Here is a 12,002-nt window from a genome sequence, read left to right as displayed (position 1 = left end):
CTTTCAAAAAGCAGGCCTTGCTATATAAAACGTTCGTTTTTAAACGGTTTGGTCTAACTGTTGAACTTTCCAACGTTTTAATGTCTGTCTATTAGCATAGCATGTGTGAGGAAACTTGGGTAGTCATTTTCAAAAAAAGGGATCATTTGTTCGTTTTTCATTGACTTGGAAATTTGGGTAAAAAAGGGATGATCACAATCCAAGATCATCCCATTCTTCAAACAATCAATTATACACCTAAAAGGCGTCTATGTTCCACCATGATACAGCGGTCCATGATAGGAGTTATGTTATGTTCCTTGAGAAGGTGATAGGCAGTTTCACTGGAAAGACCGAGTTGTGCCCAAAAAACAGGTGCGCCAATGTCTATCGTTTCCTCAGCTACTTCTGTTAGAAATTCAGACCGCCTAAAAACATTCACAATATCAATCGATTCCGTAATATCTGCTAAACGCTTCACCGCTTTTATACCGAATACTTGTTCTACTTGGGGATTAACAGGGATAATCTCATAGCCTTTTTGCAACAAATAGTGAGCAATTTGATAGGACGTTCTGCTAGGTTTGTCAGAAAGGCCAACAACAGCAATACGTTTAGTTTTTTGCAAAATCGTTTTCATCTCTTGATCTTCCGGCAGCTTGATCATAGAAAATCGCCCCTTCTGATATCTGTCATGTTCGATCCGAACACGATTTACATTAATTGTTCCTACTTCTTCTTTATTTTATAACGGTTGCCAAGACAGAGAGCAGCCGTTCTCCAATTTTCACCAAATAATGGATTAGAGGTTATAAAGAGACCGATATTTATCGGTTAGATAACGAATTAAAGGCTCTGCCTGAAGTGAGTGACCCGTTACATCCTGGATAATTTCAATTGGTTTTTTAAGCGCTCCATACTGATGTATGTTCTGATTAAGCCATTGTCTGATAGGTGTAATCTGGCCCTCAGCCAAAAGGGCATCATAATTAGGCAGATCGTTCAACATAGCCTGTTGGAATTGGGCCGCATAGATATAGCCGAGTGCATAGGACGGGAAATAGCCAAAAGAACCACCTGACCAATGGATATCCTGAAGCACACCTTCACGGTCATTTGAAGGCTCAAGACCAAGATAGGCTTTATATTTTTCATTCCAAATTCCAGGAAGATCTTTAACCTTGAAGTCGCCGTTAAACAGGCCTTTTTCTATCTCGTATCGCACCATTATGTGTAGCGGGTAGGTAAGCTCATCAGCTTCAATTCGAATGAGAGAGGGCCCTGCCACATTAACCGCTCGATAAAAATCATCAACGTTCACCTGATCAAACTTGCCCTTCGCATATTTTTGAAATTGCGGATAATAATGATTCCACAAAGCACGGTTTTGACCAATGAATTTCTCGAAAAAGAGCGATTGTGATTCATGAATCCCCATAGAGGTCCCTGTACACAGGCCTGTTCCAATAAGATCTTTTGATAGATTTTGTTCATAAATCCCATGGCCGCCTTCATGTAAGGTTCCAAAGAGGGCAACCCTGAAATCATTTTCACGATAATGAGTGGTCACACGGACATCTCCCGGATTTAATCCAGTTGCAAAAGGATGTTCCGTGACGTCAAGGCGCCCCGCTTCCAAGTCATAGCCAATTTCTTTGAGCATATAAAGGCCAAATGCATGCTGGTCCTCTTTAGGGAAATGTTGAAAGAGAAAGTCAGTTTGAGGCTGTCCAGCTTCTGAAATCGCTTGTACAAGTGGGACGATTGCTTCACGAACCTGGTTAAACACCCGATCAATGGTCTTGACGGTAACGCCCGGTTCATATTGATCAAGTAAAACATCATATTTGGTTTCTTTTGTCCCCCAATAACCAATAAAACGTTGGTTGTAATCCACAAGTTTTTCTAAGTAAGGCTGAAGGCGTGAAAAATCAGCCGCTTGTTTAGCCTCTTCCCACACATTTTCGGCGTTTGATTGGAGGACAACATATTCATGGAATTCTTTAGGAGGGATTTTCATGTTTTGATCGTACTTCTTTTTCGCTTCTTCAATGGAACGCTTCGTTACAGGACTTAATCCATTTTGAACAGATGGGTCTGTTAGGGCATCTATATAGCTTTTCATTTCATCTGAAGTGGATAGATTATAAATTTCTTGTGAAAGGGTTCCAATGACTTCAGAACGTTGGGCAATCCCTTTTTTGGGTGCTCCTGTTCGAAGATCCCAGCCGAGAACACCTAATGCCTCTTTATAATTCTCCATTTTCTTAACGAGCGAATAATAATTTTTCTCAATCTCTTTAATAGAATTGGTCATGTCCTGCACTCCTCTACAATTAAGCGAATACATTTCTTCATATGTAATTCGACAAAAAGACTGTATATCCTTTTTAGGAGCACCCCATTTAGGAGTACTCCAATTAAAATTAAGAGACTTTAGGGTCTTCTTTAGTAGGTTTAGGTTGTTCGTAACGCATAACCTGTTTCGTATCACTAAAGCCCTCAACTGTAGGATCTTGTACAAGACCAAGCAGAGACAGAAAAACCAAAATGGCGTTGACCAAACCAATGACCCATAAGTTTATGGCGGCTGTCCATTGGAAGGACCACAATCCGATTGAATGGCCGCCAGCAATTATCATTTGGATGATAATTAAAATTTGCGATACAAAACAAATGACCCATTTCCCATTTTTAAACCGAATGGACCAATTAATCTTCATGTTATCCCCCTTTCATCAATAATTATTATCTTATGAAAGGCTTCCTTTTTTGGAACTTAATGGAACAAAGCGGATTATTCTGTTCTTTGTGGCTTCTTCCACCAAATTAGTAATAAATAGTGCAGATTTAGCCGTTGTACAAACTTGCACTTTCTTAGTGACTTACTTTCCCTAGACACTTTCAAACGATCCGTTTTCGTTATGAATACATGGGCCAAGCAAGTAATTTAAACAAAAACTCATGCAAATCTCTTCTTACTCTAAATTACTATGTTGTTCAAAAGCCTTTTGATTATCGATATCTCTTAATTCGGCATAGATCAAACAAATCGTATCAAAAAGGAGGTGTACTGATTGGTCAAATAGTGAACCAAGCGGTTGGATGGATCGGGCTTCATTTTCCTTTCTAAACTTTGTAGCTGCGGGAACGTGAAGAATAGATGCAGCACTTAAAGCTGCAAGAGATTCTGGGTTGGTTGTAACAACAATCACATCACAATCTAAAGCGCGGCTTTTTTGGGCAACTGAAGCTACGTTTTGAGTAGTCCCTGACCCTGAGACAGCCACAAGGCAATCCCCTTTTGTCATGGATGGGGTAATCGTTTCACCAACAACATAAACAGTAGCCCCTAAATGCATTAGACGCATAGCAAAAGATTTTGCCATTAATCCCGAACGCCCTTCTCCCACAACAAAAATTCTCGGTGCCTTCACCAATTGCTGACTTATTATCTCAAGATCAGTCTCCTTCACTTGGTTTATTACATTTTCGATCTCATTTAAGATCGCTTTTGTTTTTGTCATTCTATTTCTCCCCCAAAAATAAGTTTTTGAAAGGCTTGAGCTGCGGCTGGTCGATTATTTGCTTTCGTAATAGCTGACCCAACAATGACAACAAATGGATTTAATTCCTTCATGTTTTTAAGGGATTCCAGTGTAATCCCGCCTGCTACCGCTATTTTTTTATTTTGTTGGAAAAGGTAGCTCGTTTTTTCATTATTGTTTGCTAGTCGACCTTGTTCCTCCTGCTCATCCTTACTTACATGACTACAGAAGATTGCATCATAAGCTAAAAGCCGTTTCTGAATATCTTTTGAAGTATTTAACAGATCGATCATGATTTCTTTTTGCCATTTTGCAGCTGTTTCCAGACTCGTTTCAATTGTAACAAGCGGTGCTACACCCATAACTGTTGCTAGATCGGCACCTGCCCGGAAGTACAACTCCATTTCATATTTGGCATTGTCAATTGTCTTTATATCAGCGACGATTGTTTTGTCAGGAAACACAGATTTTATTTTTTGGATACTCTCCACACCAAATTCCTTAATAAGTGAGGTCCCCACTTCAATCCAATCCACATAGTCCTTTACTTCTTCACCTATTCTAATGGCTTCATCAATTGTCAATCGATCTAAAGCAAGTTGTATCTTCATTTTGTTATCTCCCATCAGATAAAACGATTTAGTAAATCGATTTATCAAACCTCTAAAAAAAATTCCTGATTCCTTCTTAGTTTTAGTGCTAAGCCTGCTATTCAAATTACAGATTTTAAATATAAAAATGGGTAGTGATCACTCAATTCTTTTTATAGATGACTCCCTTACATTTAACTGACACTTAAATAAAAAGTCTTTGGGCGGTTCATCAGAAGCTTTGTTTATTTGTTCTAAAAGTAATGCCGCTGCTTTCTCCCCCATCTCAAAGGAAGGTTGACCTATTGTTGTAATAGAAGGACTCACAAAGTCAGCAAACGAGATATTGTCAAAAACGATTAAAGAGAAAGCATCAGGAATTCTAAGCTGTTTTTCCTTTGCGAATCGTAAAATTTCTAAAAGGACCAAATCATTTCCGGCAATTAATGCTGTAGGCGGTTCACTCTCCGAAAAGGTCCTTTTTAAATCATTAATTAAATCTCTAATTTCATTTACAATTATGAAATTCGGGTTAATTGTAAGGCTATTAGCCTGCAAAGCCTTCTTATAGCCTTCTACCCTTTCTTTCCGAGAACTGATAACTAATGGTTGTGTGACAATGGCGATCCTCTTATGCCCAAGAGAAACGAGATGATTAACAGCTTCTTGGGTGGCTTCTTCATTATTTACCATAACGCTATTAACCGGAAGTCCTGGGACACGCCGATCCATAAAAACAACTGGATAATTTTCGTCAATCATTTCTTTATAAAGAGCTATGTTCTGACCGGTTGGAAAGATAATAAGGCCATCTACCTGTTTAGCACGCAGCATTTCAATATATTTCTTTTCTTTCTCTGGGTCGTTATCAGCATTGCAAAAAATGGCGTGTATATCGTGCTTATGGTAAAAGTCCTCAATTGAACGACTAACTTCCGTTGATAGTCGATGCATGATATTGGCGACAATTATTCCAACCATAGAGGTTCGCTTTTGCTTTAAGCTTCGAGCTACATAATTAGGGTGATAACCAAGCTTTTCAATGGCATCTTCAATTTTCTTTTTTGTTTCTTCCCCCATATAGCGATACCGCTTATTTAAAAATTGCGAGACCGTGCTCTTTGATACCCCCGCTTTATTTGCCACATCTCCAATCGTTACTTTTACCATAATGATCAACCTCTCACTACTTTAGCTTTCATTATTTTATAGTTTAGCGAGATAATTAGCCAGTAAAAGAAAGATCTCGTCATAAACAATGTGAGTGAAGTCCCTTTTTATATAGACTTAAGCAATATTATTCAAATTGGATGATCGGTTAGACTTTTTTGCCCCTTTTACAGCAATTAGAGTAAGAATGGCTGAAACCAGAAGCGATAGTGACATAAACATGTATGAAGATCCAAAACCGCCTGTTGCCCCATTTAAATAACCCACTACATATGAGCCTACAAAGGAACCTAAAGCACCCATGCTATTAATTAAAGCCATAGCACCACCCGATACATTCTTTGGTAATATTTCAGGAATAATGGCAAAAAATGGACCGTATGGGGCATACATGGTTCCACCCGCAATAACTAATAGAATAAATGACAACCAGAAATGTGAGGTTCCAATCGCATAGGAAGCATAGAAGGCGATTGCTCCAATTAATAAAATTGGCCATACAAAGGCTCCGCGATTTAACGTTTTATCCGAGAGATAAGAAACGACTAACATTAAGACGACAGCTAGAATATAAGGGACAGAAGATAACCAACCTGTTTTGACAATGTTCATATTCGGAGCAGCTTTAATGATGGAAGGCAGCCACATAACAAATCCATAAACCCCGATGCTCCACAATGCATATTGAAAGCTTAATAAAATAACCGTTTTATTCTTGAAAGCAGCAAGATAATTTTTTACAGGTACTAATTCTTGTTGTTCTTCTTCTAAAGCCTGTTCTAACGTTAGTTTTTCACCTTCAGATAACCACTTTGATTCTTTAGGACGGTCATTCACAAGCTTCCACCAAATAAAAGCCCAAATTATGGATGGAACACCTTCAATTATAAACATCAGTCTCCAATTAAACGCTTGCAATAAATACCCTGAAATAATTGACATCCACAATACAGTGACTGGGTTCCCAAGAATTAAGAAAGTATTTGCACGAGATCGTTCCTTTTTGGTGAACCAGTGACTTAAGAAAACAAGCATGGCTGGCATAATAGCGCTTTCAACTATCCCGAGTAAGAAGCGTATGACCAAAAGAACTTTTACATCAGAGATAAGACCTGTTGCAGAGGCTAGAACCCCCCATACAATTAGGGACCAAAATATTAATTTTTTTGCACTGCGTTTTTCAGCATAATGGGCCCCGGGTATTTGAAAGAAAAAGTAACCTAAGAAAAACAATGACCCTAGCATTGAAGAGGTACCCGATGTAATATTGAGGTCTTTCGCTAACCCTGCTGCCGCACCAAAACTATAGTTTGTTCTGTCAAGATAGGCAAGGCTATAGGTTATAAAAGCAATTGGAATGAGATAAAACCATCTTTTCCTTCCTAACTGGTTTTTCATGTTAATGCACTCCTTTTAATTTAAGTTGTATAAATTCATTTAATTGAACCTTGTTTGGGTAACCTTCGTGATCACCTGAAGCTTGCACAGCTATCGCTCCAATGGCATTTCCCCTTATTACTGCCTCTCTTAATGGTAAATCTTCTAAAAGGCCACTGATCACTCCCACCGCAAATCCATCGCCTGCCCCAACAGTATCAATGACTGTTTCGACAGGTAAAGGCGGTACAACTCCCTCTTCTGCTTTTGTCTTATAAAAAGCCCCTTGTTCTCCTAATTTAACAACCACACAGTTAACCCCTTTATCTAGATAAAACAAAGCAATGTCACGGGGGTTATCATAAGAGGTAAGAATTTTCGCCTCGTTAAGCCCTGGAAGAAAAAGGTCAGCCTGTGCGGCAAACTCGTTTGTAACGGCTATCATTTCGGCTTCTGTTTTCCAAAGGTTAGGACGCAAATTAGGATCGAATGAAACACTACGACCTAAATCTTTCATAAAAGTGAATGCATGACGAGAAAACTCTCTCGTTTCATTTGAGATAGCGAGAGGAATCCCAGTCAGATGCAATAGTTTAGCGCTTTCAAAATAGGATGAATCAAAATCAGTCACATTCAAATGACTGGCTGCAGATCCTTTTCTAAAATAGTGAACGGAAGGATCTCCTGAGAGGACCTTTGATTTTATTTGAAAGCCTGTCGGGTAGGTGTTATCAATTAGAACTTGATCGATATTCACCTTTTCTTCAATGAGTTTTTTGATAATATACTCGCCAAAGGGATCCTTTCCAACTTTACTCACCCAGCCAGACTTAAACCCAAGGCGAGCGAGTCCTATCGCAACATTAACCTCTGCCCCAGCCAATCCTCGTGTGTAATGATCAACATCTCGCAGTTCGCCTACTTCATTAGCAATAAACATGGCCATCGCTTCACCAAAAGTAACCACTTCTAATGGTTTCATACTTGTTCCCCCTTCCTCTCAACAAACAAATCTACATAATCTTTTGTCTTTACTATTGGGTTAATCGGAAATTCTAAAGCCTTAACAACATCATCTGAAAATGCCTTAACAAAGCGTTTCCAATTGGAGTGGTCTTCTAATGACAAAGGAGCCGTGATTAAGTGATTGTTCTCATTGACGACGTCCTTTAAATGCAAATACAAAACATGAGGGGAAAAGTAACTTAATGCTACTATTGGGTCTTCATTCGTATATAACCAATTACCACTGTCAAAAGTCATTTTTATATTCATCGACTGTAGGGCAGCTTGATCAAAGAATTGCTTTAAAGGTTGGATCTTGCCTCCGAACAAGGTTTGATCGTTTTCCACAAGAAGCTGGGTGGAATGATCCTTAATAAATTCATTTAGCACATTTAAATCTGACATGTCTTTTTTATAATGGCCGAGGGAGACTTTAATCCAGGCTGCCTGAACTTGGCTCGCTTCTTCGTAAACGTTTTCCATTTCAATTTGATTAAAAGCACCATCGTCTTTCCATAAAAAGATAGGAGCTGAAAAAACCGTGAATAAATCATATTTATCCAAACTAGTTTTAATTTTTTTTAGAGTTTCAGTCGAATGGGAAAGCAATTCGCGACGCAGTTCAACACCGTAAGCCCCTGCCTCTTTAATGACCTTAAAAAGCATTTCATATTCATTTGAAGCTATTTCAGATTGCCGATAAGCATTTAGTGGAATGATGATCTTGCACATAATGATGATCCCTTTCTCTAGTTTGATAAACCGATTTAGTAAATCGGTTTAGTAACATTATAAATGTAATGTAAGCGCTTATCAATACAATAGTTAAAATAAATTCTCTTTTTCTGAAATTCATTTATCTACATTAAGTAATCTGATTTAAGCAAAGTCTTCAATGTCTATTTGTTTCTCATTTTTATCACTTCAATAAAGATAAATCATCTAGCTTTTTAGAAATGGACCCTCTATTTAAAGCAGTTTCAAGTTCATCTTCATCTGAGTTGAATAACCTCCCCAGAAATTAGAATAACAAATTCTAAGCGTTTTTGCGTAAATAAAAGGACTCCAACAAAATTGTTGAAGCCCATAGAAAAATCGGCTTAAGTATATCGATTTGGTAAACGCGGCACGAAACAAGCAATCCTGCACCCAAATTAACCTTTTTTCGGTGGTCGTTTTCCCCAATATTGATAATAATCGGTGCGAATTCGGCCGTTGTACAGTTTGCGCTTTTTTGTAGCTTTACGACCGAAATGGCTTTCAAACTGTTCGTCGGCCGTAATAAAATACATGGACCAAGTCCCGTACTTCTGAAGCGCCTTGCCCATCGCCCGGTACATGGCGATGACTTCTTCTTCTTCACCAATCCTTTGACCATAAGGAGGATTGGCAACAAGAGTACCGTATTCCTTCTTAGTCGTAAAGTCGGTCACTTGCATTTGCTTAAATTGAATGATGTCCCCAAAACCGGCTTCTTGAGCATTAGTTTGTGAGAGTTCTACCATGCGATGATCGATATCGGATCCTTGAATATCTAAAGGTTGACTATAGCGGGCGAGATCCTCTACTTCTTGCCTTGCACGATCCCAAGCAGCGCGTTCAATCCATTCCCACTGTTCAGAAATAAAATCACGATTAAATCCTGGGGCAATATTTTGACCAATCATGGCCGCTTCAATGGGTAAGGTACCAGATCCACAAAAAGGATCGACAAAAGGTCTGTCTGGCTTCCAATTCGTTAAATAGATCATGGCTGCTGCCAATGTCTCCTTAAGCGGCGCTTCCCCATGCAGATAACGGTAACCGCGTTTATGTAACCCTGCACCTGAAGCATCAATGGATAAGGTTGCCATGTCCTTAAGAAGGGCAACTTCAATTTTATAAAAAGCACCCGTTTCTTCAAACCATTCTATACGATGCGTTTCCTTTAGTCGCTCAACAATGGCCTTCTTCACAATGGCTTGACAATCTGGGACACTAAACAATTTTGATTTAACCGATTTACCCGTCACCGGAAATTCGGCATCCTTTGGTATAAAGTCCGCCCAAGGTAAGGCTTTGGTTTGTTCGAAAAGCTCTTCAAAACTCGTGGCTTTAAATTCACCTATTAGAACTTTGATCCGGTCGGCTGTACGGAGCCATAAATTAGCCCGGCAGATATCAAGCGGATTTCCCTCAAATAGAATCCGGCCATTTTCAACTTTAAGGTCCGTATAACCAAGCGCTCTTAATTCATCGGCACATATGGCTTCAAGACCCATCGCCGTTGTTGCTATTAGTTTCATTCTGTTGCCTCCTTTTTAACAGAAAAAGGGGGGCGTAATCATTCCCACAATTTCTAATCCTTTAGTATTATAGACATGCTTTTACTGAAAAATAAAGTAACGGTTCGTAATAAAAAAGCCTCCAGTCATGGACTGAAGACTTTTATAAACAGCAAAATTAATGGTTATTTGTGTTCTATAAGCCATGTTCTGTTCCAAGTACTGCAAACGGGAGCAATCCCTCGTACAAAGGCGGCAATCATCTATCTACAGATGCCTTGCATCTGTCTCCCCTTCTGTTCAAGTTCCATCCAGGAAGTTCCTCTACCAAATTTGAGTTTCTCGCTCGCGGGGTTTACCTCGTTCCACTTCTTCCGTTTCCGAAAGAACTCCGTCACTGTGGCACTTTCAAGGGTACTGGACCATATCCAAAAAGGACTTAGGTGCTTCCCCTGCCGTTAGCCGTCAAAACAGCTACCCTAGCTTATTGTTTCGCTAGGCACGAACACTACGATCATCTCAGACCGTGCGAGCATGGACTTTCCTCTACGCCTTCAAAGAGACGCAGCAATTGCCCAAACACAAATAACATGTGACAAGAATATATTATACCACTATAATTCCATAAATACAAGTGTTAATTAATAAAATGCAAATTAATCGTTTAAGCGGCTTCCAAATACATGTTTTTCCAAGTTTGATAACCGTTTTAAAATATCGTAATTCGTTTGACCTTGTGCAAGGCTTGAACGTCTAGACTCAACAGGTTGTTGCGTCATATCTTGCTTAAGTTTTTGATTTTCTTGACGAAGCCTTTGGATTTCTGCTTCAAAAGCCTCGTAATCCTTAATAATAACATCTAAAAATTGATCGACCTCATCAGGAGAATACCCGCGAAGACCGGATTTAAACTCTTTTTCTAAAATATCTTTTGTCGTTAATTGAACCACTCGATTTTCCAATCCCATCACCTCAAATTTGGTACTCATATACCAATTATTGTTCCAAACAACGATCAAAAAGTCAATTGACACAAATACGAGAATCGATCACTTGGTTTATTTATGTATGTCATACTTTGCCCTTTTGTCACTCTTTTTCTGCTGCGCTCTCAAGGAACTAAAACGGTGCCCTTCTGTTCTTTAATCCCAAGACTCAGGAAGGGCGTTTCGGATCTCCTCTTCTGCTGCTTCAAGATCATATCGGTTCAAAAAGTAGATCGGGTAACCGTCATTGGTTTCGCGTACCTTTGCAGGCTTCAAGTAAAAGCTGGGTGTCCCTTCCGTTTCATCATCATATATCACTAATAGTCCATCCGTCTTCTGAATGATAAATTCATTCTTCAAACGCAATTGTGAAGGATTTTCATAAGGACGTTTTGTAATACTGTCAACAAAATCAGCCTGAGCGAGTATTTCCTGATAGTGTATCTGTGCGTGTTCTGGCCAACGGGTTTCTTGTTCAAGAAACGGTGTTAAGATAGCCAACTGAATGTCAGGAAAGTCCTCACGCAGTTCAATCACCACTTCTGATGCCCACAGTTCAACACCGGGCTGTCCACTCGTTATAAACCATGTGACCCCTTCTTCAATGAACGATATCAAGCGTTTTTTCAGGGCGAATTTAATCACCGCAATCCCTGGATGTTTGTCAGAAAAGATACCAAGTTCATGCGGCTTATAACCTGTAATAGCGAGGGCATTCATCTTACTCCCCCTTTATATTATTTCATTATTGTAAAAGTATGACAAGTTAAGAAAGACCTATGATAGACATTCTAATTGCAACTGTCGGTCGTTTTAATATAACCATGAGGAAATATACAAGACATCCCGCCTTTTGCCCTTTGAGATGGCCTGTATACTTCCGCTTAAATAAAGAAAAAGCATGTTTACTTTTTACATCTATTAAATAGATTTCATTACGACCAAAACAGCGCCGATCATGATAAAAAACATAACGAGTAAAATGCGGCTCATGGTGGCTGGCACCTCTATTTCTCAGAAGGATAGTTTCATAGGTTTTATTTTACCCGAAGACACCATTCGACAAAAGAGGGTTTTTTCTCC

At 39.2% G+C, this 12,002-nt stretch carries 12 protein-coding genes and 1 other RNA gene; all 13 read right to left on the bottom strand.

Annotated features, from left to right (window positions below):
* Nucleotides 1-229: 229 nt before the first annotated feature.
* Nucleotides 230-646, bottom strand: coding sequence for a CoA-binding protein (locus PU629_RS11415; RefSeq protein ID WP_275280195.1), 417 nt, complete (start codon nucleotides 644-646; stop codon nucleotides 230-232).
* Nucleotides 647-781: 135 nt separating this feature from the next.
* Nucleotides 782-2,296 carry a carboxypeptidase M32 gene (locus PU629_RS11410; RefSeq protein ID WP_275280194.1) on the bottom strand — a complete coding sequence of 505 codons (1,515 nt, stop codon included), beginning with the start codon at nucleotides 2,294-2,296 and terminating at the stop codon, nucleotides 782-784.
* 109 nt (nucleotides 2,297-2,405) lie between these two features.
* Nucleotides 2,406-2,702, bottom strand: coding sequence for a phage holin (locus tag PU629_RS11405; protein ID WP_275280193.1), 297 nt, complete (start codon nucleotides 2,700-2,702; stop codon nucleotides 2,406-2,408).
* A gap of 255 nt (nucleotides 2,703-2,957) precedes the next feature.
* A complete protein-coding gene (gene hxlB / locus PU629_RS11400) occupies nucleotides 2,958-3,506 on the bottom strand; it encodes a 6-phospho-3-hexuloisomerase (protein WP_275280192.1) in 549 nt (182 codons plus the stop codon).
* The gene (gene hxlA / locus PU629_RS11395; RefSeq protein ID WP_275280191.1) at nucleotides 3,503-4,138 is read right to left on the bottom strand and encodes a 3-hexulose-6-phosphate synthase; all 636 of its coding nucleotides are present in this window, start codon (nucleotides 4,136-4,138) and stop codon (nucleotides 3,503-3,505) included. Before hxlA ends, hxlB begins: the two co-directional genes overlap by 4 nt.
* Nucleotides 4,139-4,276: 138 nt before the next feature.
* Nucleotides 4,277-5,287 (bottom strand): substrate-binding domain-containing protein, encoded by a 1,011-nt coding sequence (locus tag PU629_RS11390; RefSeq protein WP_275280190.1) that lies wholly within the window; start codon nucleotides 5,285-5,287, stop codon nucleotides 4,277-4,279.
* Between the two features lie 117 nt (nucleotides 5,288-5,404).
* Complete coding sequence (locus PU629_RS11385) at nucleotides 5,405-6,685, bottom strand: MFS transporter (RefSeq protein ID WP_275280189.1); 1,281 nt, start codon at nucleotides 6,683-6,685, stop codon at nucleotides 5,405-5,407.
* Between the two features lies 1 nt (nucleotide 6,686).
* Nucleotides 6,687-7,646: a sugar kinase gene (locus PU629_RS11380; RefSeq protein WP_275280188.1), complete on the bottom strand. Its 960-nt coding sequence runs from the start codon at nucleotides 7,644-7,646 to the stop codon at nucleotides 6,687-6,689.
* Nucleotides 7,643-8,401 carry a sugar phosphate isomerase/epimerase family protein gene (locus tag PU629_RS11375; RefSeq protein WP_275280186.1) on the bottom strand — a complete coding sequence of 253 codons (759 nt, stop codon included), beginning with the start codon at nucleotides 8,399-8,401 and terminating at the stop codon, nucleotides 7,643-7,645. Before PU629_RS11375 ends, PU629_RS11380 begins: the two co-directional genes overlap by 4 nt.
* Nucleotides 8,402-8,823: 422 nt before the next feature.
* Nucleotides 8,824-9,954, bottom strand: coding sequence for a THUMP domain-containing class I SAM-dependent RNA methyltransferase (locus PU629_RS11370; RefSeq protein WP_275280185.1), 1,131 nt, complete (start codon nucleotides 9,952-9,954; stop codon nucleotides 8,824-8,826).
* 173 nt (nucleotides 9,955-10,127) lie between these two features.
* Nucleotides 10,128-10,516: RNase P RNA component class B (rnpB, locus tag PU629_RS11365), an RNA gene on the bottom strand.
* 73 nt (nucleotides 10,517-10,589) lie between these two features.
* Nucleotides 10,590-10,895, bottom strand: a complete 306-nt coding sequence (gpsB, locus tag PU629_RS11360; RefSeq protein WP_481900429.1) for a cell division regulator GpsB — start codon at nucleotides 10,893-10,895, stop codon at nucleotides 10,590-10,592.
* Nucleotides 10,896-11,075: 180 nt separating this feature from the next.
* Nucleotides 11,076-11,639: an SLOG family protein gene (locus PU629_RS11355; RefSeq protein WP_275280184.1), complete on the bottom strand. Its 564-nt coding sequence runs from the start codon at nucleotides 11,637-11,639 to the stop codon at nucleotides 11,076-11,078.
* Nucleotides 11,640-12,002 lie beyond the last annotated feature (363 nt).

This window comes from Pullulanibacillus sp. KACC 23026, from assembly GCF_029094525.1.
Classification (GTDB): Bacteria; Bacillota; Bacilli; order Bacillales; family Sporolactobacillaceae; genus KACC-23026.
The sequence above is the reverse complement of the archived record's forward strand: the minus strand, read 5'-3'. Positions and strand labels throughout refer to the sequence as shown.